Source organism: Mycobacterium hackensackense (assembly GCF_025822555.1).
Classification (GTDB): Bacteria; Actinomycetota; Actinomycetes; order Mycobacteriales; family Mycobacteriaceae; genus Mycobacterium; species Mycobacterium fluoranthenivorans.
Genome location: NZ_JACKUC010000029.1, coordinates 1 through 20,279 on the forward strand (window position 1 = coordinate 1; position 20,279 = coordinate 20,279).

A 20,279-nucleotide genomic window follows, 5' to 3' on the forward strand; every position below is an offset into this window, starting at 1 on the left:
GGTCCACGGTACTGGGGGTGGCGTCGATGGTCACCCCACAAGGCGCGGCGAAGGCCGCGGTCAAAGAGGTCGCCGAAAAGGCCACCGAAGAACTGGCCACCCACGCCGATGACCTCGCCAACACCGCCAAAAAGGTCATCGACACCGCCACCGAAGCCCCCACCCCGCCCACGCAACTGGCCAACGACATCGCCGCCGCACCGGCAGCAGCCAAACCACCCCTGCCCGGCGTCGACACCCCGAAAGCACCCAACGCACCGCCGTCTGCAGACGTTGTTCCTGGCGGCGAGCTTGCTCACCCGCTGCCCCCGGCTGCCGCCGACCGACGTCTGACCACCGATATCACCAGCCGGGCGCCCCTTCGCAAGGACACCAAAGCAGACATCCATGCCGCTGCGCGGCGGGACCCAGATACCGGACTTCCTATCGATCCAAACACTCGTGAACCGATTCATGGCACCCCTGATGTCGGACATAAGCCTGGTTTCGAGGAGAAGACCACCAACGACATGGTCACTCAGTACGGGTTGTCGCGTCGAGAGAAGCTTGAGTGGTCCAACGATCCCAGCCACTATCGGCTGGAGGCTCCAGGCTCGAACCGGTCTCACCAGTATGAGAGCCCGCGCAGCGCCAGTCACATGTATGACGATTACAAAGATTGGCTGCAGAAGAACATGCAGACCAATCCGAAGCTGGCGCAGGACCCCACTGCCCAGCGACGTCTGGCTAACATCAAATCCGAGACCCGACCGACAGGTGCAGCCCAACAACGCCAAATCCAGGAGACCAGCGTCAGGCAGAGCACTAACAGCCAGCGTGATGCCGCCCGGCAGTCAGCTCAGGAAGCAAACCAGAGCAACACCCGATCCTCGTCACAAGGCGAGGAGCATCACGACAACGGCAGTTCACACAAGAAGAGGTCCAACAGCAAGAAGAAGAAAAAGAAGAGCAGCCAACACCATCCCAAACCCAAGGGCTAGACGGAAGGAGCTTTCTCATGGCTCGCACACCTTTGCACCAAGCAGCGGTCCGAGGAACCCAGGACAGTGTTCGTGACACGATCGGTGAAGGTTTCGACGTCAACGAACCCGACGCCGACGGACTCACCCCCTTGCACATGGCCGCCATCAACAAGAACTATGACGCAGCGAAAGCGCTTCTGGAAGCCGGCGCTCATGTTGATCCCCAAGACAAATGGGGCAACACACCGTTGAACCGCGCTGTCTACGAAGAGGACACAGACGATCTTGTCCGTCTTCTCGTCGATCACGGCGCTAGTCCCACCCTCGAGAACTACCACGGCCACAGTCCCTTAAGTGAGGCTCAGCGCTACCAGAAGAACGCCTGCCTATCTGTGTTCAAAAGCATCACCTACGAATAAGTACGCCCACCCGTGTCTCATTTCTAGAGAACCGAGGCACCCCCATCGGCGCCACTCCTCCTTGGGATCTTGCAGGGTCACGGTGTCTCAGTTCTCGTCTCACAGTCCGTGTCTCGGATCTGCGCTGTCGCCGGCCGATCGGACATTCACTCGCACGGCGCCGCCCGTGTAAGCGCCCTCCAGCGAGGTCTCGATCTCCCCGCCGCGGGAGCACCGATAGCAGCAATTGCTAGCTGGACTATCGAGATTCCAAAATCGGTGGCGGATCCGCCAGAATCCGCCATCTTGTTTTGGAATCCGCCATGGAAAATTGAAACCTACAGCGTCCATGAACGCGAAGGCGTCTCCGCAAGACCGCGACAACACACATCACAGATCTTGTATGGTCAGCAAATGGCCGACCCTCGTGTCCTGGAACTCGACCTGCCGCACCTGCGCATGACGGCATTGGAGTGGGGCCCGTCCGACGGCAGGCTGGTCTTGTGTGTACACGGCTTCCCCGATAGCGCGCACAGCTGGCGTCTTGTGGCACCGGCGTTGGCCGACAAGGGGTTTCACGTCATCGCACCGTTCACCCGGGGTTACGCCCCGACCGGTCCCGCGCCCGACGGGGACTACCACCTGGGCGCACTCATGTCCGACCTGATCGATCTGCACGCCGCGCTCGGGGCTCCCGCGGACGCCGTGCTGATCGGTCACGACTGGGGAGGCTGGACCGCCAACGCGCTGGCCGCCTACCCCGACTCGCCGTTCGCCGCGCATATCTCGATGGCGCTGCCGCCGATCCGCGTCATCGCCAGCTCCTCGTTCGGCCTGGCCCGGACGGCGAAGATGGCAGCGATCCAGCTGCGCAACAGCTGGTACATCCTGTTCTTCCAGCTTCCGTTCCTGCCGGAGCGGGTGCTGGAGCGGGTGATCCCGCGGTTGTGGAAGGACTGGTCGCCGCGGCACGCCGATGTCGGCGGCGATGTGGCCAGGACGCTGGCCGCGCTGCCCACGCCGGCGCACCGCCGGGCCGCCGTCGCGTACTACCGGGCGAACGCCCGCTTTACGCCCGCCACGGCGCCCTACCGGCATCTGCACCGTTACCGACTGGACCTCCCCCGCGTCGGGATGTTATTGCTCCACGGCGACCAGGACGGGTGTATGCAGGTGGGCTACCTGGAGCGCGCGCAGAAACAACTACCGGACGGCAGTAAGGTCCAGATCATCCCGGGCGCAGGACATTTCCTGCAGGTGGACAAGCCCGAAGCCGTGACGGTGGCGATCCTGGACTACCTGGCCCAGCTAGGTCTGGCCGACCCGCCCGGTGAGTGACTGGATGGTCTGGATCTCGCTGGCTCGGTAGGCGCGGCCATCGGGGTAGAGCAGGTCGTGGAACCACAGCTTGGGCTCGGCCGCGTCAGGGCGGTCCCAGGAATCCCACGGGAAGTAGGTCTGCGTCTTTCCCGCCACCAGGCCCCAGTTGTACATGCCGATATTGCGGCGTTTGGCGATCGGCAGGATGGCCTCGATGGTGCTGCCCTCGGGTCGGGCCAGGTACTCGGTGCACAGCAGGGGACGCCCCAGCGGTACCAGCTCGTTGACGCGATCCTCGAAGTCTGCCGGCTTTCCATACGAGTGGAAGCTGATGACATCGGAGTTGTCCAGCTGGACGCGTGCCATATCGCTGAGCTTGCCCGGCGCCCAACTCCCCTGCCAGACACCACTTGTCAAGGGCTGGACCGGGTTGGCCGCCCGCGCCCATTGAAACACCTGCGGCAGCAGCGCCGTCACCAGCGCGACCTTGTCGGACCGCTCCGATGTGCGGTAGACCTTGGCCGGGTTGTCGGGCTCGTTCCACAGGTCCCAGCCCAAGACCCTGGTGTCGTTGCGGAACAGGCCGATCACGCCGGTGACATAGTCCACCAACACTTTCCGGTATTGCTGATCCCCCAGCAGCGCTGCACCTGGGCTCTGCACCCAGCCGGAATTGTGCACACCGAGAACGGGCGCATGTTGGGGTCCCAGCTTGGGGTGCGGGTCCCAGCAGGAATCGAACAACACGAACAGCGGTTTGATGCCGTGGCTGGCCGCGATGCTGACGAACTGCGCGAGCTTGCGCGCGAAGCCGGGACGGTCCTGTACCCACAGCTGATCGTGCAGGAACACCCGCATGGTGTTGAAGCCGATCTGCTGGGCGACGCGAAGTTCGCCGTCGATGCGGCGCGGGTCGTACGTGCCTGACTGCCACATCTCGATCTGGTTGATCGCGTTTGCCGGGATGTAGTTGGCGCCTACCAGCCAATCTTGAGCTTTGTACCAGGCATTGGCGCGATCAGCGGTCCACCGCGCGGAATCTGCCGAGGCAAGGGGTATTTGGGTCAGCGCAGCGCCGGCAGCCAGGAACAGGGGCAATTTGAGGGCGGTACGACGATCCACTTGGCGACCATAGTTTGCCAACACTCTGTAATCCGCCTCGCTTACCGAATAGCAACCAATGGGCGTGGGAATCGTTATAACCGGACGCCCGCCCCCGGAAGCGTCCGTAAGATGCGAGGCGTGCGGTACCCCGCTCGCCGTGAAATCCTCCGGTACTTACTCGCTGCGCCGGCCCTCGCCGTTACGCCCGCCGCGCTCGCACAGGCAGATGCCGCCACGCTCATAGACTTTGCACAGCGCTTGGTCCCGGCCGACCAGATCGCCGCCGCTGGATACGCCGGCGCCGTGGTCTTCGTGTCCGAGTCCCGGCCGGGCGCGAACTTCGATTTCAAGCCCGTCACGCGACCCTATGCCGATTCCCTCCGTGCGGCCGGTCTACACGTCGTGAGCAATTTTCAGTACGGTAAGCCTGGTTGGCCCGACCCGTCGGACTACACCCGCGGCTACGACGGTGGCGTGGCCGACGCCCAGACCGCGTTACGCCTGCATGCGGCTGCCGGCGGCCCCGACTCGGCGCCGATCTTCTTCAGTGTCGACGAGGACATCGACGCGGCCACCTGGAAAAGCACTGCACTGCAATGGTTCCACGGTATCAACGCGGTTCTGGGCGTGGCCCGCACCGGCATCTATGGTCACGCCCGGGCATGCACATGGGCGATGGCCGACGGCGTGATCGGGTACTCCAGCACCGTCGGCCACCGGTGGGCCTGGCAGACCCGAGCCTGGTCACGAGGTGAGCGGGTCACGGCGGCGGTGTTGTATCAGTCGGTGATCGTCGCCGGCACAGACCTGGGTGCTCCGCTGGGCGGTACCCATGTCGACGAGGACCAGGTGCTGGCGCCCGATTTCGGCCAGTGGGATCTGGCACGGTGAAATCGCACCCCAAATTGGATGGGAGTTAACATGATTGAGGTATTGCAGGATATGCCCGACGGCGTGACGGGGATCCGGGTGTCCGGCCGGATCAGCGGAGACGACTTACGCGCCTTCCAGCCGACCATGGCACAACTCGGCGACGCCGGCGAGATCCGGATTGTCGAGGTCATCGCAGCGGACTATGCGGGGTTCGGCCCGGGTGGCCTGGCCGCGGATCTGAAGTTGGGTTTTGGCACGCTGCTGCAGCATCATTCGGCGTTCAAGCGGATCGCGGTGGTGTCCGACAAGGAGTGGGTCAAGCACACCCTGCACGCCCTGGCGTGGATGGTCCCCGGTGAGCTTGCGATCTTCGGGTTGGACGAATTAGACCAGGCCAAGCAGTGGGCTGCCGAATAGCGCAGCGGGCTTAGCGCTCGCCCGCGTGGCGCTCCAACCGGATGTCGGCGAGCTCACGCATCTCCCCCAGCAGCCGTGACGCGACCCGGGCGGCCAGCCACAACGCCGCCCGGTCGTCCTCTGACAGGCCGTCCAGCAGATCGGCGATGCGCTCAAGACGCACCTCCTTGCGCCCGGCCCATAATTCCCGGCCGGCGGCGCCGACCATCACCAACGAGACTCGGCCGTCCTCGGGATCACTCCAGCGTTCCACCAGACCCTGACGCTCCATGCGTTGCACCAGCTGGGTCATTCCCGATTGGCTGGATCCCTCGGCCTCGGCCAGTGCCGTCAGCCGCATCGGGCCCTCGCGGTCCAGCCGGTTGAGTACCAGGGTCGCACTGGCGCTCAGACTGTCGCGGTCCACCAGGTACCGCCACATCAGGTCGGTGCTCGTCTCGATCATCGCCGACACTGCTGCCGCGTCATCGCCGATCGGAGTGGCCACCACCTGGCATTTATATCATGATCGGGATTTAATTTACGGTGCGGAAACGTCGACATCCCAGGTTTTCTGGCAATGGCCTGTGAATCCCGCCGCACGCGTTGCCCGTCGGAACAATTTTAGATCCCATATGCGATATAGATTTCGATGCGCGCGGATAGGCCGCGGCATGGATCGGGGTGTGCGAGTGAGCCAGCGTTCGGTCGGCAGGGTTGTCTTGGAGCGGGCCTGGCTACCGTTGGTCGCTGTCATCGCCGTCAGTGTCGGCGCCGTCTGCATGTGGAAGGTGCACCAGAGCTCCGCCCCCGGACCGGTGATCGCGGTCAACGGTCCGCAGGCTCCCGAGGAGTTCACCCCCAAACAGCTCACCTATGAGTTGTTCGGGGACCTGGGTAGCGGCGGCATGCTGGTCTACGTCGACTTGGACGCCCATCCACACCGGGTCGACATCGCCGAACTGCCATGGTCACACACCGAGACCACGACGCTGACCGTCGTGTCCGGCAGCATCTCGGCACAGGTGAAGGGCGGCCAGGTCGGCTGCCGCATGCTGGTGAACGGTGTGGTCCGCGATGAGCAGTCGGCCACCCGGGAGAACGCAGATGTCACCTGCCGGGTGAAGTCCGCGTGAGTGCACATCAGGCCAAGCGCCCGTTCTTCGCGCGGACGGTCCGCCTGCTGGCCATCCCGATCATCGTCTTCTGGGGACTGGTCGCGGTCACCACCAACACCTTCATCCCCAAGGTGGAGGATGTGGCCGCCGAACTGGCCGGTCCGATGATCCCGACCTACGCACCGTCGCAGGTGGCGATGTTGCACATCGGCGAGAAGTTCCAGGAATCCACCTCCACCAGCCTGACCATGGTGGTGTTGGAAGCCGACCATCCGCTGGGCGAGCAGGATCACCGGTACTACAACGACTTGGTGCAGCGCCTGCAGCACGACACCCGGCACGTGCAGTACGTCATGGACCTGTGGGGCAAGCCGATCACCGCGGCCGGCGCCCAGAGCGTCGACGGTAAAGCGACGTATGTGCTGCTGCGGCTGGCCGGCGATATCGGCCAGATCCAGGCGAACCAATCGGTGGACGCCGTGCGGCACATCGTCGCCGAGGACACCCCGCCGCCGGGGCTCAAGGTCTACGTCAGCGGCGCGGCACCCTTGGCCTCGGACACCCTGTCGATCGCCAACTCCAGCCTCAACAACATCACCATCGTGACGATCTTCCTGATCATCGCGATGCTGCTGATCGTCTACCGCTCCCCGAGCACCGTGTTGGTGCCGCTGGCCAGCGTGCTGTTCGAGATGCTGATCGCCAAGGGCGTGGTGTCCACGCTCGGGCACTTCGGTGTCATCCCGTTGTCCTCCTTCGCCGTGAACATGGTGGTGTCGCTGACGCTCGGCGCCGGAACGGACTACGGCATCTTCCTACTGGGCCGCTATCACGAAGCCCGCCAGGCCGGCGAGACCCGCGAGCAGGCGTACTACACCGCATACCAGGGCGTGTCCCCCATCATCATCGGTTCGGGCCTGACCATCGCCGGCGCCGGCTTCTGCCTGAGCTTCGCGCGACTGGACTACTTCCACACCATGGGCCCGGCGGTCGCCATCGCCATGCTGCTGACGATCTCGGCGGCGCTGACGCTCGGCCCGGCCATCCTGACCGTCGGCAGCCTCTTCGGTTTGTTCGACCCGAAACGGGTTGTCCGAGGCCATCTTTACCGCCGGATCGCGGCCAGCGTCGTGCGCTGGCCGGTGCCGATTCTGGCCGCAAGTTGCGCCGTCGTCATGCTGGGAGCGGTCTTCGTGCCGACCTATCGGGTCAGCTATGACGACCGCACATACCAACCCGCCGACGCACCCGCCAACCAGGGGTTCGCCGCCTCCGACCGGCACTTCGCCCCGAGCAAGCTGTTCACCGAGATGCTGATGGTCGAGTCCGACCACGACCTGCGCAACTCCGCCGATTTCATCTCGCTGGACCGGGTGGCCAAGGCGCTGATCCGGCTGCCCGGCGTGGCGATGGTGCAAAGCATCACCCGGCCGCTGGGCCGGCCGCTGGACCATGCCAGCATTCCGTACCTGTTCACCACCCAGGGCAGCGGCAGTGGCCAGCAGTTGCCGTTCAACCAGCAGGCCAACGGCGATACCGACAAACAGGCTCAGATCCAGGCGGACACCGTCGCGACGCTGGGCAAGACGATCGACCTCACCCAGAAGATGGCCGACGATCTGCACAGCACCGTGCTCACCTTCGAGAATCTGCAGCAGGTCACTGACGAGGTCAACTCCGATGTTGCCAACCTCGACGATTTCATGCGACCGCTGAAGAACTACTTCTACTGGGAGCCACACTGTTTCGACATTCCGGTGTGCTACGCCTTCAAGTCGCTGTTCGACGGGCTCGACGGCATCGACGCACTCAACGCCCAGATCGCCAACGCGACCGCCGACTTCCAGGCCATCGATGCACTGATGCCGCAGATGATCACCCAGCTGAAAATCCAGCGAGACCAGACCCAGGCCCTGCAGGCCGTCATCGTGAACTCCTACGGCCCCTCACACCTGCAGTCCACCCAGACCGATCAGACCTTCGACGACATGATCAACGTGGGCAACGATTTCGACGCATCCCGCAGCGATGACTTCTTCTACATGCCCCGGGAGGCCTTCGACAACGAAGACGTCAAGACCGGGATGAAACTGATGATCTCACCCGACGGCAAGGCTGCGCGGTTCATCGTCACGCATGAGGGCAACGCCATGGGGCCCGAGGGTGTCGAGCACGTCGAACAGTTCCCCGACGCCATCAAGGCGGCGCTGAAGGAGACATCGCTGGCCGGGTCGCGCATCTATATCGGTGGCGCGGGATCGAACAACAAGGACATCAAGCAATACGGCGCGTCAGATCTGCTGATCGTGGCGATCGCCGCATTCATCCTGATCTTCTTGATCATGTTGTTCATCACGCGAAGTCTGATCGCCGCCTTGGTGATTCCCGGCACGGTGGCCTTCTCGTTCGCCAGCGCGTTCGGGCTCTCGGTGCTGGTGTGGCAACACCTGATCGGACTGCACCTGCACTGGCTGGTGCTGCCGATCACGTTCATCATCCTGGTCGCGGTCGGATCCGACTACAACCTGCTGCTGATCGCCCGCGTCAAAGAGGAGGTGCACGCGGGGTTGCACACCGGACTCATCCGAGCGCTCGGCAGCACCGGCGGCGTGGTGACCTCGGCGGGGCTGGTGTTCGCGTTCACCATGTTGGCGATGCTCACCAGCGATCTGCGCACCATCGGGCAGGTCGGTACGACGGTGTGCATCGGCCTGCTGCTGGACACCCTGATCGTGCGGTCCTTCATCGTGCCGTGCCTGATCCGGATTCTGGGCCCGTGGTTCTGGTGGCCGACGCTGGTGCGCGCACGGCCACTGCGAGCCCCGTCCGATTTCGCGGGGGTGCGGCGATGAGCCTGTGGGCCACCTTCACGATCGTCTCCTTCGGGGCCTTGATGATCTTCGCCATCCTGGCGTCGATCTTCGTGGCGCGTCTGGTGCGACGGCCCACCCTGCCGTTGAGCGACGACGTCGGAGGAGTCGCCGAGGTGCTGCGCAAACTGCGCAAACGTGAACCGATGACCGACGAGGAGGTGACGCTGGCGCGACAGGCGGTGACCGATCGCGGGTCGTTCCTGGCGCTGTGCATCCCCCTGACCATCTTCAGCATCGGCTGTTTCTACGTGTTCGGCAGCCTCGAGCATCTGCACGGCCTGCGGCCTTCCGAACGCACGTTCCTCGGTGTCATCCCGATGTTCACCTCCACCAATCTGGGCATCCGGATGCTCAAGAGCGCCGGTCTGAAACGGCGGCTACCGAAGCTTGCACCCCAGCGTGTGGAAGAGTGACGGCATCCTCGACGACTACCTGCGCCAGTTCGACGAACCGACCGGCTACCTCGACTTCGCGCGGGTCGGGCCACCCTCACGCGCGGTAAGGGAGACCACCGCCGAGCTGCTGCAGCGGGTTGCCACCGCAGGCGTGGGCACCGTCGATGACCTGATGCGGCAGGAGAATCGGGCCAAAGCCGCCGTCGCCCGGCTGACCGGGACCGACGTCGGCCACGTCGTGCTGGTGCCGAACACCAGCCTTGGCTTGTTCCAGACCGCGTTCCACGCACCGGCGGGCAGCGAGGTACTCATCTCGCCGAGCGAGTTCCCCGCCAACACCTATCCGTGGCGCCGAGCCGAACAGGCAGGCCGCCTCGCGGTACGGCAGATGGACTCCGGGCCTGCGACCCCCGAGCTGGTGGCCGGGTCACTGACACCGGGCACCTCGCTCGTCGCGCTGAGCGCCGTGGACTTCCGGACCGGCTATCGGGCAGATCTGGCCGCGCTGCGCGATGTCGTCGGCGACCGCCTGCTTGTCATCGACGGGATTCAGGGCTTCGGCATCACCGACGAGCCGTGGGAAGTGGCCGATGTGCTCGTCGTCGGCGGCCAGAAGTGGCTACGCGCCGGATGGGGCACCGGGTTCGCGGTGCTCTCCGATCGTGCCCTCGACGTCATGGCACCCATCCTTTCGGGATGGACGGGTGCCCGTGACGCCGACGTCTTCGACGAGATGGTCCACCCGCCCGAACCCACCGCAGCCGGGTGGGCGATCACCCACCTCAGCCCGGTGACCTCCGGTGCGTTCGCGGCCGCCCTCGAACTCGTCGAGCAGACCGGCGTGTCCGCGATCGCCGCGCGCATCGCCGAACGAGTGACCGCGTTGGAGCAGATACTGCGGTCCCTGGGCGCACAGATCGTCTCCGAGACGCAGCGGCGCGCCGGAATTCTCGCGTTCACGATGCCCGGCCATCCGGCGCCCGACGTCGGTGCCGCACTCTCGGCGGCGGGCATCGCGGCGACCATCCGGCGCGAACACGTCAGGCTTTCGCCACACGCCTCGACACCACCGCAGACCGTGGCGCTGCTGCAATCGGCGCTCAAGTCCCTCGGCGGCACCTAGACTATTGCTGTGCGTCGCTGCCAGGTAGTCATTGCGCCCCTGCTGCTCGCCACCGTCACCCTCATCGGATGCGCTTCTCCCGCACCACAATCCGTCCCGACGCCGGCCACGCCGGCGGCTTCCCCACCGCGTGCCGCCATGCTGGACGAGACGACGACGGCGCCCGGGGCACAAGCACCGTTGGCTGCCGATCCGGCGCAGCTGGCCGACGACCTGGTCACCGATGAACGGGCACTGCACGACCCGGCCACGACCGAACCGGCGCTGAGCCAAGCCGCCCGGCGCCAGCAGGTGGCCTACCGGGCCATCGGCCGCCACCCCGAATGGGACGGGATCATCCGGCCGCGGATCCCGGCCGAACTTCTGAAGGGCTACGACCGCAATATCGATGCCCGCCGGCAACTCGCCGCGATGGCGCATCCCAAGGACACCGTGCCCGCGTGGCACATCGTCCCGCCCGCCCCTGCCGACGAGCTGATGAATTACTACCGCGAATCCGAGGCCGCCTCCGGCGTGGGGTGGAACTACCTGGCCGCGATCAACCTGGTGGAGACCCGGTTCGGCAGCATCGCCGGGGACAGTGTGGCGGGCGCGCAGGGACCGATGCAGTTCATGCCGTCCACCTTCGCCTCCTACGGCGACGGTGATATCCGGTCCCCGCGCGACAGCATCATGGCGGCAGGTCGATACCTGGCCGCCAATGGTTTTGCCGACGACCATGCTCGCGCGCTGTTCCGCTACAACCACGCCGACGAGTACGTCCGCGCGGTCGACGACTACGCCACGGCCATGGCGGCCGACCCGGCGGCGTTCCCCACCTTCTACCGTTGGGACGTCTACTACGTGACGACCGCCGGTGACGTACTGCTACCGATCGGCTACGCCGCCGACGCGCCGATCCCGGTGGGCGAATACCTCACGGCGCACCCGCAGTAGCGCGTCAGCCGGGCGCCTGTGTGCACAAGGTGCCACGTGCGGCCTGCACCAGGGCTGCGGCTTGCTCCGGTGTCGCACCATTCGGGCCCGCGACTGTGTCTATCGCTCCTTGGACCCCTTGCCGCATGTACAGCGCGCGGCAGGCCTGCTGCCCAGCCATCAGAATCTGATCATCGCCGCCGGGAAATCCCGCACCGCGGGCCTGGTCGATGAAGTTCTGCTGCTCCGGCGTGATCGGGATCGGCCAGGCTTGCGCGGTGCCGGCCGCCAGTCCCAGAAAGGTGCAGGCACCGAGCGTGGCCGCCAGTACCCGGACGAAATGTGTGCCACTCATGGTTCCCCCGCTTCACCACGTATCGACGTACCCCCGCTCCCCAGTACACCACCATCGGGAGGCCCGGCACCGAATGTCGTCGATATTTCGTTCGAGAGCCGCCGACTATCCGGCGCCCTTGCCGTTGTCGACGCGGTAGACCGCGCCATGGACGGCAGCGGCGGCGTCGCTGGCGAGGAAGGCGATCACGTTGGCCACGTCGAGTGGTGGCATCAAGCCGCGCGGTGCAGCCGTGCGCATGATCAGGTCGTAGTTGGGATCCTCGGGCGGACTGAACTGCTCGATCTGCGGGGTCAGCATGCCACCTGGGCATACGGCATTGACCCGCAGGCGTTCCGCGGTGTACTCCACTGCCAGCGCACGGGTGAGCCCGATCAGTCCGTGCTTGGCCGCACAGTAGCCGGCCGAGTACGCCTGGCCTTCGACACCGGCGATGGAGGCGACGTTGACGATGTTGCCGCCGCGAGTGAGCAGGTGCGGCAACGCCGCCCGACACAGATAGGACGGTCCACTGAGATTGACGGCGAGGTCGTCGGCCCAGTCCTCGTCGGTGAGCGTTTCCGTTCGGCGCATCTGGTGACGCCCCGCGACGTTGACCAGGATGTCCAGACCGCCCCATTGCGTGACGCACTGTTCGATTGCGTCGCGGCAGGCCTGAGCGGACGTCACGTCGACCACGGCGTGCGAGCCGCGCTCCACGCCCGCGAAGACTTCCGCAAGCCGCGTGGCATCGCGCGCGATACCGAAAACCGTTGCCCCCTGGCGTGACAACAGGCGGGCGGTCTCTGCCCCAAGACCTGATGAGGCGCCCGTCACGAAGGCGACCTTGTCCTTCAGCACCGGCATCAGTGGGCGTCCGCCTTGACGCCCGCTGCCTGTTGCAGATTCTCGGCGACCTCCTGGTGCCAGAATTCGTTGGCGTGGTGGGTGTCCACTTCCAACTCGAAGCGGTCGGTCATATCGCTGGTGACGTCGGCGGCGTCGACGTAGAACTGTTCATACCAGCGCCGGTGCTGATAGACCGCGCCGTCCTCTTCGGTGAGCAACGGATTCTCGATGCGGCTCTTGTGTTTCCAGATCTCGACATCCTCCAGGAAGCCCTCGCCGAACGATTTGTTCATCGCCGTGGCGAGCTTCGCGGCGTTCTCGGCGGGCATGCCCGGGATGAGCTGCACCGCGACACCCCACTGCAGTACGAATGAATCGTGCGACACCGGGTAGTGGCAGTTGATCAGGGCGACCTCGATCGTGAAATCGGGGGCGACGTCGTTGTGCAGCCAGTTGATCATGTACGCCGGGCCGAAGTAGGTGGCCTCCGAGCGCAGCTTCGTCCCCTCCCAGAGCTTCTCGTAATTCTTTGTGGTGTCCGGACGCGCCTTGGACTCCATGAACTGCGAGGCGGTGTGCCCCTCGATGACGTTCTTGAAGTAGGTCGGGTAGGCGTGGTGAATGTAGAAGAAGTGCGCCATGTCGACGTTGTTGTCGACGATCTCGCGGCAGTGCGAGCCCTCGATGAGGATCGAGTTCCACGACCACGGTGACCACTGCCCCTCGTCGTATCCCTCGATGGTCGGGGGGAACAGTTCGGGCGGCGGCGCGGCGCCTTCGGGGTCGTGCCACACCAACAACTGGCCGTTGACCTCGCCGGTGGGCCATCGCCGGGTGCGGGCCAGCCGCGGTGTGCGCTTGGCGTACGGCACCAGGGAGCACTTGCCGGTCGAGCCTTGCCAGCGCCAATCGTGGAACGGGCATGCCACCGAGTCGCCCTTCACCGAACCCCGCGAGAGATCGCCACCCATGTGCCGGCAGTAGGCATCCAGCACCTGGAGGTCGCCGTGCGAATCGGCGAAGACCACCAGGCGCGTTCCGAATGCATTGACGGCATGCGGGTTTCCGTCCCGGAAGTCGTCGGCCAATCCGATGCAGTGCCAGCCGCGCGCGAAGCGTTCCATGGGCGCGCCCGTGTCGATCTCCCGGACGTCATCCCGGATGTCGTTGTTGCCTGCAGCCACGATGGCCTCCTCTTTCCGCACCTCACACTTTAAGCACAAATGCTTATTTTGTCAGGTGCGATTATTATTCTGCCCATGAGGCGAGGTCAGCAGGCCCGAACGGCAATCTTGGACGCAGCCGAACGGCTGATCGCAGAGCGCGGCGCCCAGGTGCCGTTGCGCGATATCGCGCAGGCCGCCGGCCAGCGCAACAACTCCGCGGTCAACTACTACTTCCGCAATCGCCAGGAGCTGATCGACGCCGTGGTGCAACGTCGACTCCAGCCCATGGAACGCGAACGACGGCTCATGCTCGACGCGTTAGGGCCCGCCGCCGGCCATGACGTGCACGCCCTGTTGAGAGTGCTGGTGCTGCCGCTGACGACAGTCGAAAGTGACTGCTATGCACAGTTTCTCAGGGCGGCCGCCGTCTACCTGCCGACCGATACCGACAACGCCGAGGATTCGGCGTGGAGTGAGGTGCTCGACCGCCTGGCCCGCATGATCCCGACGACCGACTCTTCGGCGCGCCGACGTCGGGTCGCAGCGCTGGGAACCGCGATGTTCGCACTGCTCGCCGAACTCGAACGGACGGCAGGCAGTCCGTCGACCTGCGCCGGAAGCCTGGACGAGGTCATCGAGATGCTCGCCGCGATGCTGACGGCTCCCGTTCCGGCGGTGGCGCGGTTGAGTAGCATCGCGGCTAGCAACGCGGCCATGGGGGGACGTTTTGACGCAGGATGCATTGATCAATGAGTTGACGGCGGCCGTGGAACGGGCACCAGAGGCGGTCGGATTACGGCTTCACCTGGCCGAGCGGCTGTTACAGGATGGTCAGGTGACCGAAGCACTCGGCCACTGCAGCGCGGCGCTGGCCCAGGACGCCACGAATGCGACGGCCGTCGCGTTGCTGCAGCGGTGCAGCAACGCGTTGACCACCAAGGCCGACCCCGCCCCAACCGCAGCCGGGGAAGGCTTCGACTGGCCGGCCGCCGAGCAGCAGGTCTCCCACATCATCGAGCCGGCATTCGTGGATTCTCACGATCGCCCGTCAGCGCTGGACGAGGCTGACTATGAATCGGTGCAACGCAGCACGGTTCGGTTACGCGATGTTGCCGGCATGCCAGAGGTGAAGAAGCAACTGGAACTCTCCCTGTTGGGCCCGATCAGTAACCCGGAAATGATGAAGGCCTACAAGATCTCGGCGCGCGGCGGCCTGCTGCTCTACGGCCCGCCGGGCTGCGGGAAAACGTTCCTGGCCAGGGCCATTTCAGGGGAACTGGGCGCCAGCTTCTTACCGGTCGGCATCGCCGACGTGTTGCACCGCTGGTTCGGCGCCTCCGAACGGGCCTTGCATGAGGTCTTCGAGACCGCTCGGCGCAACTCGCCATGTGTGCTGTTCTTCGACGAGGTCGATGCGCTCGGCCAGCGTCGCGCTGCCCTGAGCAGTCACTCATCTCTGCGGCTGGTGGTCAACACTCTGCTCGCGGAACTGGATTCAGCGACATCGTCGAACGATGGCGTCTACGTGCTCGGTGCGACGAACATGCCGTGGGACGTCGACCCAGCGCTCCGCCGCCCCGGCCGGTTCGACCGGATGGTCTTCGTCGGCTTGCCCGACACTGATGCGCGGACGGAGATTCTGCGTTCGAACCTGCGGGATCGACCGGTCGCAGGCATCGACCTACGCAGGCTTGCGGACCGCACCGAAGGATTATCCGGAGCAGATCTGGCGCACGCCTGCGAGTCGGCGACGCAGATCGCGTTGGCTGATTCCCTGCAGACCGGTGAGGTTCGCCCGGTCGGCATGTCGGATCTCGAATCCGCGCTCGCCCAGATCAAGCCGAGCACCGGGCCGTGGTTCGACGTGGCACGCAACATCGTCGAATTCGGCAACAACGACGGAACCTACGACGAGTTGGCGAAGTACATGCGGCGTAGGAAGTTTCGTTGACCTCCGTCGAGGACGCGCTCACAACGGCAGATGCCTACCTCGCCGTGGATCGCACCGACCGTGCTGCACAGATACTCACCGCAGCGCTGGCGGAGCATCCTGATCACGCGGACCTGCTGACGGAGCTGTCGCGTGCGCAGTTGCGCATGGGCGCACCGGAATTGGCAATGTACACCGCACATTCGGCATTGCGCGTGGCGCCGGGATGCGCGGCAGCGATGCGTATGTACGCGCTGGCACTGTCCGGCATCGATGAGCGTGAGGCTGCTGCGCAGGTCGCCTATCGCGCCGTGGTGAGTGAACCCAACGACTACCTGACGCACTACACCTACGCGATCGTGTTGGCCGCAGGGTGGCAGTACCAGACGGCGCTGCTCTGTGTGGAGGAGGCGTTACGCCTGCAGCCCGCGAGCGCGGATGTCCATTTTCAGCGTGGCCTCATCCTGCAAAAGCTCGGGCGTATCGGCGAGTCCGACGCCGCGTACGCCGAAACATTGCGCTTGGATCCCGACCATTCAGCCGCAATGCACAACATGGCCCTCAACGGGTTGAAGCGTGGACGCTGGACCACTGCGCTGTCCGGGTTTCTCGGAGCGGCTCGCATGGATCCCAAGCTCGGCGATCTGGTGCGGGGCAACGTCGGCGCTGCGCTGCGTATGCCGTTGCGCTGGAGCACACTTGCCGGAGTGGTGGTCTGCTTCTTCGCCGGCACCATCGTCGCAGGATCACGAGACGCGCAACAGGTGCCGTATCGGCTCGCCGGGGCCGCCAGCCTCCTCGGCCTGATCGTTCTGCTGGGCTGGGTGTTCCGGGCAGCGCGGATCATTCCAAGGCGCGCTTGGCCGGCAGTGTTGAAGCGCCGACCGATGCTGGTGCTGCGGATCCTGGTATCGGTAGCTTCGGTGGCGGTCGCTATCCCGGCCAACCTCGGTGTTCAGACGATGACATTGCAGGCCTCGGCTGTCGCGCTGCTCGTCTTCGGCTTGATCATCACCATCATCGGATGGAAAGAGGGCAGCTGAGATCGCCGACAGCGAGCGTTCAGGGAACGTGTCGGATGAAATCGCCGCCGCCATCGCCGCCAGAGAGCACGCTCGCGAACCCTCCCGTGGCGTCCGGATCGCTGACGTCACCGCCTGTCTGCTGTTGATCGCGGTCCAGGTCGGCGGGGCCCTGCTTGCGTTCATGAGCTTCATGGCCATACCGATGAGCATCGACAACTGCGCCTACCAGACGTGCGGCGACGAAAAGTGGATCAACTACGCCATGTGGATCGCGCTCGCTTCGATGGCACCGGCCGGTCTGTTCTCCGGTATTGGCCTCATTCAGTTGGGGCGCAACAGAATCGCGTTCTGGTTACCACTGATCGGCGTCCTCGCACAGGGAACCACACTGTGGGCTGCCTGGAGGATCGCCGCGCTGGCCGGGCCAATCAGCGGATAGGTGCGCCACGGCATGTGCCGACGCACAGCGGGATCGCCATCACGAGGCATTCGCGAGTTGTCGGGTCGATCGACTGCGTGTAGCTTGGCGGTCAACGCGAAAAGCGACCGCTCATCCGGTCGTCGACACGGTCGCCGAGTCCCGCAGTCTCGACAACCCAGCGCCCTTTGACCGAACAGCCCGACACCCGTCGTGCCGTCACCGAGGAGCGCTGAATGTCGTTATCGATAGTCATCATTGGGGCCGGACTGGGCGGCCTGCTACTGGCCCGCACACTGCATCGCCATGGCGTACCCTCCGCAATTTACGATGCCGAAGCCTCAGCCGAGGTGCGCACTCAGGGCGGCCTACTGGACATTCACCTACCCACCGGGCAAGCGGCCCTACGCGAGGCCGGCCTTTTCGAGCCGTTTCGCAGCCTCATCCGCCCAGGCCACGACGCCAAACGCATCACCGACCGCAACGGCACCGTCCTGTTCGACTGGGGCGGCAGCAACCTCGACACCAGGCCCGAGGTGGACCGCGGCGAGCTGCGCACCATGCTGATCGCCTCGCTTCCTGAAGGCACGATCCACTGGGGACGCAAGGCGACCGGCGTACTCACCGCCCCCGGTCGTCGCCCTGCGGTGCACTTCGCCGACGGCTCAACAATCACGGCGGAGATCGTCGTAGGCGCCGATGGCGCCTGGTCGAGAGTGCGCCGCAGCATCTCCACCGCCGAGGCGGCCTATACGGGCACCTGCTTCATCGAGATCAGCTCTGCCGCTGGACAACTGCTCTCCCGCGAGAGCGCTGAGGTCATCGGCCGTGGCACGCTTATGGCGGTGGCCCCCGGGCAGGGTATCTTGGCCCACCACAACGCCGATGAGACGCTCAGCGGTTACGTCGCCATCAACACCCCGCTCGAACTGGTCGAGTCCGTCGACACCGCTGAGCCGGCCGCGATGCGGGCACTGGTGGCCCGGCGCTTCGAGCACTGGGCCCCTACGCTGACCACCCTGGTGTTGGACAACATGAGCAATCCCCTACTGCGCCCGATCTACGCTCTACCCACGACACATCGCTGGAAACGGGTGCCCGGTGTGACGCTGATCGGCGATGCTGCCCACCTCATGTCGCCGTTCGCCGGAGAGGGCGCCAATCTCGCCATGTTCGACGGCGCAGCGCTGGCCCTCCAGATCGCCACGCACCCCGCCGATATCGAGGGGGCATTGACCGCTTACGAGAAGGCGCTCTTCCCGCGTAGCGCCGAGGTCGCCCGACGCAGTGCAGAGAACCTGCAGCGGTTCTTCGGTCCTGACGCACCCCGCAGCACCGTAGACCTGTTCGCCCGGCTGCTCAGATAATCGGTCACCGAGAAGCGGCACCGGCAAGCCCGTCAGACTCACGGCTTGTCTCGTCAATCCCACTGTAGATACTGGATATCCGCACGCACTGCCGTCCACAACGACACCGGTAGATCTTTCACCGTGTTACTTCCACTCAACGCAGATCCTTGAGCATCGCCAAGCCCAGCGGCCCGCGGCCCTGACCAATCGTCGTGAAACCCTTGCGTTCGTAGAGACGTTGAGCCGGATTCCGTACGTGGACATTGGTGCACATCTCATCCATGGACTGCGCGCATCGAGCGAACAACGCGTCCAAGAGCGCACCACCGATGCCCGCCCCGCGGCGGCCGGGCGCGACGCCGATGCACAGTTCGGGGATCGATTTACCGTGAGCGTCGCGACGAAGCGGCGGATCGTTGTGCCATATCCATGTCGCCCCTACCAGTTCGCCGGCTTGGTCTTCGGCGATAATCGGTATCTCACCTGGTGGCGGCAACATGTCGAGCACCTCGTCGTCATCCGGATCAGGAAGCGGCCAGTCCTCGATGATGCAGGCATGGCGAGCCATCTCGACCACAAAGGCTTCGTCGGCGGCCGTAGCAGCGCGCAACCTTAGCGTCGGATCCTGAGACATAGTGCGATTCTGGCAGTCCCGCCGGCGAAACTCATCGCCTTTTCACGCTTCGACAGATTCACGTCACACCCACATGCGTCGGGTGGTGTCGAAAGGCCGGCACCTTAGCCAGGATTCACGAAATGCAACGTGATCGGGGCGGTTGTTCCGAGATGCTCTCCTGGGGCCGGACTTTGTGACGCTACGGCGCCGGCCGGGTAGCGCTCGTCGTTCACGTCTGGTCCTTTCACCAGGGTGCCCGACCAACCGATCGACCGCAGACTCCGATCAACGTCACCCCACCGCATACCGGTCACATTTGGCATCACCAGGAGCGACGGCGCCGGGGCAGACGAGGCCGCCGTCGGTGCGGACGTCATCGTCGGAACTGCTTGCGGTGGACCATCACTCAACGAACACGCCTGCGCAGCGCCCGCAATCAGCATCACAAGTGGGAGCAGCACCGCCCGCAACACTGCGCCTGCGGTCCGTGGCTGCCTCTGCACAACACGATTCTATGCGGTAGCAATCGCGCCTAGCGCCAATCTCCGGCCCGAAATGTATGCAGCTGCGCGGCCGCCAAGGTCTGTTCAGCACCCCATTGCTCAAACGTGTCAACGCTGGCGAACCCCAGCCGTTCAGCCACGCGAAGAGATGCATGGTTGGCCGTTTGAGTGATGATCAGGACCGGTTGATCGCAAAGCTCTGCGGCTGCACTGCGCAGCAACAAGCGAGCGGCTTCAACTGCATACCCTCTGCCCCAGACATGCCGTCGGAACACATACGTCAACTCCAACTCGTTTCCACCATCCTCAAGATGACCTGGCATGTCGGGTCCACGCCGGTCGAGCACCACCGTGCCCAACATCTCGTCGGTCTCCTTCGACGCCACCACATAGCAACCTGCGCCCCCGAGCAGCGCCGCGGCGCCGACCGACTCCAAGGCCGCCCGGACATCATGTTCCGGCCGCGGTCCGCCCAGGAAACGCCGCACACGCGCGTCAACCTGGGTTTCGATCACGCCCTCGACGTCGCCGTCGCGTGCATTTCTCAGCACCAACCGGTCGCCTCCGATGGAGGGCGCCGTCACTGTTGAACCACCAGGCACAGGACCACTA

General features: G+C 64.9%; 23 protein-coding genes. 15 read left to right on the forward strand and 8 right to left on the reverse strand.

Going from position 1 to position 20,279, the window contains the following annotated elements; genetic code table 11:
* From H7J86_RS03055 to H7J86_RS03065, 3 genes are all read left to right on the forward strand, one after another.
* The coding region (locus H7J86_RS03055; protein ID WP_267289312.1) for a GH-E family nuclease at positions 1–980 on the forward strand (980 nt) is incomplete at its 5' end.
* Positions 981–997: 17 nt separating this feature from the next.
* Positions 998–1,381 (forward strand): ankyrin repeat domain-containing protein, encoded by a 384-nt coding sequence (locus H7J86_RS03060; protein ID WP_090356338.1) that lies wholly within the window; start codon positions 998–1,000, stop codon positions 1,379–1,381.
* A gap of 393 nt (positions 1,382–1,774) precedes the next feature.
* Positions 1,775–2,698, forward strand: a complete 924-nt coding sequence (locus H7J86_RS03065) for an alpha/beta fold hydrolase (RefSeq protein WP_267289314.1) — start codon at positions 1,775–1,777, stop codon at positions 2,696–2,698.
* On the opposite strand, the gene H7J86_RS03070 is transcribed toward H7J86_RS03065, so the two are convergent.
* Positions 2,669–3,802, reverse strand: coding sequence for a glycoside hydrolase 5 family protein (locus H7J86_RS03070; protein WP_090356342.1), 1,134 nt, complete (start codon positions 3,800–3,802; stop codon positions 2,669–2,671). The genes H7J86_RS03065 and H7J86_RS03070 overlap by 30 nt on opposite strands.
* A 111-nt stretch (positions 3,803–3,913) precedes the next feature.
* On the opposite strand from H7J86_RS03070, the gene H7J86_RS03075 reads away from it, so the two are divergent.
* Both H7J86_RS03075 and H7J86_RS03080 read left to right on the forward strand, forming a co-directional pair.
* Positions 3,914–4,675 carry a DUF1906 domain-containing protein gene (locus H7J86_RS03075; RefSeq protein WP_267289317.1) on the forward strand — a complete coding sequence of 254 codons (762 nt, stop codon included), beginning with the start codon at positions 3,914–3,916 and terminating at the stop codon, positions 4,673–4,675.
* A 30-nt stretch (positions 4,676–4,705) separates the two neighbouring features.
* Positions 4,706–5,074: a SpoIIAA family protein gene (locus tag H7J86_RS03080; RefSeq protein WP_090356346.1), complete on the forward strand. Its 369-nt coding sequence runs from the start codon at positions 4,706–4,708 to the stop codon at positions 5,072–5,074.
* A 10-nt stretch (positions 5,075–5,084) separates the two neighbouring features.
* Here H7J86_RS03080 and H7J86_RS03085 read toward each other — a convergent pair whose 3' ends face one another.
* Positions 5,085–5,564, reverse strand: a complete 480-nt coding sequence (locus H7J86_RS03085; protein WP_267289324.1) for a MarR family winged helix-turn-helix transcriptional regulator — start codon at positions 5,562–5,564, stop codon at positions 5,085–5,087.
* Between the two features lie 181 nt (positions 5,565–5,745).
* Here H7J86_RS03085 and H7J86_RS03090 point away from each other — a divergent pair, with 181 nt between their 5' ends.
* The 5 genes from H7J86_RS03090 to H7J86_RS03110 are packed head-to-tail and all read left to right on the forward strand — an operon-like array spanning position 5,746 to position 11,498.
* Positions 5,746–6,189 carry an MmpS family transport accessory protein gene (locus H7J86_RS03090; RefSeq protein WP_090357201.1) on the forward strand — a complete coding sequence of 148 codons (444 nt, stop codon included), beginning with the start codon at positions 5,746–5,748 and terminating at the stop codon, positions 6,187–6,189.
* Positions 6,186–9,023, forward strand: coding sequence for an MMPL/RND family transporter (locus tag H7J86_RS03095; RefSeq protein ID WP_372517215.1), 2,838 nt, complete (start codon positions 6,186–6,188; stop codon positions 9,021–9,023). Before H7J86_RS03090 ends, H7J86_RS03095 begins: the two co-directional genes overlap by 4 nt.
* The gene (locus H7J86_RS03100) at positions 9,020–9,457 is read left to right on the forward strand and encodes a hypothetical protein (RefSeq protein WP_267289326.1); all 438 of its coding nucleotides are present in this window, start codon (positions 9,020–9,022) and stop codon (positions 9,455–9,457) included. Before H7J86_RS03095 ends, H7J86_RS03100 begins: the two co-directional genes overlap by 4 nt.
* Entirely contained in the window at positions 9,444–10,562 is a 1,119-nt protein-coding gene (locus H7J86_RS03105; protein ID WP_267289328.1) for an aminotransferase class V-fold PLP-dependent enzyme, read from the forward strand. Before H7J86_RS03100 ends, H7J86_RS03105 begins: the two co-directional genes overlap by 14 nt.
* A 3-nt stretch (positions 10,563–10,565) precedes the next feature.
* A complete protein-coding gene (locus tag H7J86_RS03110) occupies positions 10,566–11,498 on the forward strand; it encodes a lytic transglycosylase domain-containing protein (protein WP_267290549.1) in 933 nt (310 codons plus the stop codon).
* A gap of 4 nt (positions 11,499–11,502) precedes the next feature.
* Here the strand turns inward: H7J86_RS03110 and H7J86_RS03115 are convergent, their stop codons facing one another.
* From H7J86_RS03115 to H7J86_RS03125, 3 genes are all read right to left on the reverse strand, one after another.
* Entirely contained in the window at positions 11,503–11,832 is a 330-nt protein-coding gene (locus H7J86_RS03115; RefSeq protein ID WP_267289330.1) for a DUF732 domain-containing protein, read from the reverse strand.
* Positions 11,833–11,937: 105 nt separating this feature from the next.
* Complete coding sequence (locus H7J86_RS03120; RefSeq protein ID WP_267289332.1) at positions 11,938–12,678, reverse strand: SDR family NAD(P)-dependent oxidoreductase; 741 nt, start codon at positions 12,676–12,678, stop codon at positions 11,938–11,940.
* On the reverse strand, positions 12,678–13,784 hold the full coding sequence (locus H7J86_RS03125) for a 3-ketosteroid-9-alpha-monooxygenase, oxygenase component (RefSeq protein ID WP_267290551.1): 1,107 nt from the start codon (positions 13,782–13,784) through the stop codon (positions 12,678–12,680). Before H7J86_RS03125 ends, H7J86_RS03120 begins: the two co-directional genes overlap by 1 nt.
* Before the next feature lie 135 nt (positions 13,785–13,919).
* Here H7J86_RS03125 and H7J86_RS03130 point away from each other — a divergent pair, with 135 nt between their 5' ends.
* The 5 genes from H7J86_RS03130 to H7J86_RS03150 all read left to right on the forward strand — a co-directional run bounded on the left by H7J86_RS03130 (position 13,920) and on the right by H7J86_RS03150 (position 18,566).
* The gene (locus tag H7J86_RS03130) at positions 13,920–14,579 is read left to right on the forward strand and encodes a TetR/AcrR family transcriptional regulator (RefSeq protein WP_267289334.1); all 660 of its coding nucleotides are present in this window, start codon (positions 13,920–13,922) and stop codon (positions 14,577–14,579) included.
* The gene (locus tag H7J86_RS03135) at positions 14,554–15,777 is read left to right on the forward strand and encodes an ATP-binding protein (RefSeq protein WP_267289336.1); all 1,224 of its coding nucleotides are present in this window, start codon (positions 14,554–14,556) and stop codon (positions 15,775–15,777) included. Before H7J86_RS03130 ends, H7J86_RS03135 begins: the two co-directional genes overlap by 26 nt.
* A complete protein-coding gene (locus H7J86_RS03140; protein ID WP_267289338.1) occupies positions 15,774–16,799 on the forward strand; it encodes a tetratricopeptide repeat protein in 1,026 nt (341 codons plus the stop codon). The genes H7J86_RS03135 and H7J86_RS03140 overlap by 4 nt, the downstream gene beginning before the upstream one ends.
* A 28-nt stretch (positions 16,800–16,827) precedes the next feature.
* Positions 16,828–17,220: a hypothetical protein gene (locus tag H7J86_RS03145; protein WP_267289340.1), complete on the forward strand. Its 393-nt coding sequence runs from the start codon at positions 16,828–16,830 to the stop codon at positions 17,218–17,220.
* 215 nt (positions 17,221–17,435) lie between these two features.
* Positions 17,436–18,566, forward strand: coding sequence for an FAD-dependent oxidoreductase (locus H7J86_RS03150; RefSeq protein ID WP_267289341.1), 1,131 nt, complete (start codon positions 17,436–17,438; stop codon positions 18,564–18,566).
* 136 nt (positions 18,567–18,702) lie between these two features.
* On the opposite strand, the gene H7J86_RS03155 is transcribed toward H7J86_RS03150, so the two are convergent.
* The 3 genes from H7J86_RS03155 to H7J86_RS03160 all read right to left on the reverse strand — a co-directional run bounded on the left by H7J86_RS03155 (position 18,703) and on the right by H7J86_RS03160 (position 20,251).
* Complete coding sequence (locus H7J86_RS03155) at positions 18,703–19,182, reverse strand: GNAT family N-acetyltransferase (protein ID WP_267289342.1); 480 nt, start codon at positions 19,180–19,182, stop codon at positions 18,703–18,705.
* 104 nt (positions 19,183–19,286) lie between these two features.
* On the reverse strand, positions 19,287–19,607 hold the full coding sequence (locus tag H7J86_RS33525) for a PASTA domain-containing protein (protein ID WP_372517235.1): 321 nt from the start codon (positions 19,605–19,607) through the stop codon (positions 19,287–19,289).
* 89 nt (positions 19,608–19,696) lie between these two features.
* On the reverse strand, positions 19,697–20,251 hold the full coding sequence (locus tag H7J86_RS03160; RefSeq protein WP_267289344.1) for a GNAT family N-acetyltransferase: 555 nt from the start codon (positions 20,249–20,251) through the stop codon (positions 19,697–19,699).
* Positions 20,252–20,279 lie beyond the last annotated feature (28 nt).

What these genes read in the sequence shown, in the direction of transcription:
- H7J86_RS03130 (WP_267289334.1), top strand. Translation starts at nt 13,920, where the DNA reads ATGAGGCGAGGTCAGCAGGCCCGAACGGCAATCTTGGACGCAGCCGAA.
- H7J86_RS03075 (WP_267289317.1), top strand. Translation starts at nt 3,914, where the DNA reads ATGCGAGGCGTGCGGTACCCCGCTCGCCGTGAAATCCTCCGGTACTTA.
- H7J86_RS03155 (WP_267289342.1), bottom strand. Translation starts at nt 19,182, where the DNA reads ATGTCTCAGGATCCGACGCTAAGGTTGCGCGCTGCTACGGCCGCCGAC.
- H7J86_RS03115 (WP_267289330.1), bottom strand. Translation starts at nt 11,832, where the DNA reads ATGAGTGGCACACATTTCGTCCGGGTACTGGCGGCCACGCTCGGTGCC.
- H7J86_RS03060 (WP_090356338.1), top strand. Translation starts at nt 998, where the DNA reads ATGGCTCGCACACCTTTGCACCAAGCAGCGGTCCGAGGAACCCAGGAC.
- H7J86_RS03150 (WP_267289341.1), top strand. Translation starts at nt 17,436, where the DNA reads ATGTCGTTATCGATAGTCATCATTGGGGCCGGACTGGGCGGCCTGCTA.
- H7J86_RS03100 (WP_267289326.1), top strand. Translation starts at nt 9,020, where the DNA reads ATGAGCCTGTGGGCCACCTTCACGATCGTCTCCTTCGGGGCCTTGATG.
- H7J86_RS33525 (WP_372517235.1), bottom strand. Translation starts at nt 19,607, where the DNA reads ATGCTGATTGCGGGCGCTGCGCAGGCGTGTTCGTTGAGTGATGGTCCA.
- H7J86_RS03125 (WP_267290551.1), bottom strand. Translation starts at nt 13,784, where the DNA reads ATGGAACGCTTCGCGCGCGGCTGGCACTGCATCGGATTGGCCGACGAC.
- H7J86_RS03120 (WP_267289332.1), bottom strand. Translation starts at nt 12,678, where the DNA reads ATGCCGGTGCTGAAGGACAAGGTCGCCTTCGTGACGGGCGCCTCATCA.
- H7J86_RS03065 (WP_267289314.1), top strand. Translation starts at nt 1,775, where the DNA reads ATGGCCGACCCTCGTGTCCTGGAACTCGACCTGCCGCACCTGCGCATG.
- H7J86_RS03080 (WP_090356346.1), top strand. Translation starts at nt 4,706, where the DNA reads ATGATTGAGGTATTGCAGGATATGCCCGACGGCGTGACGGGGATCCGG.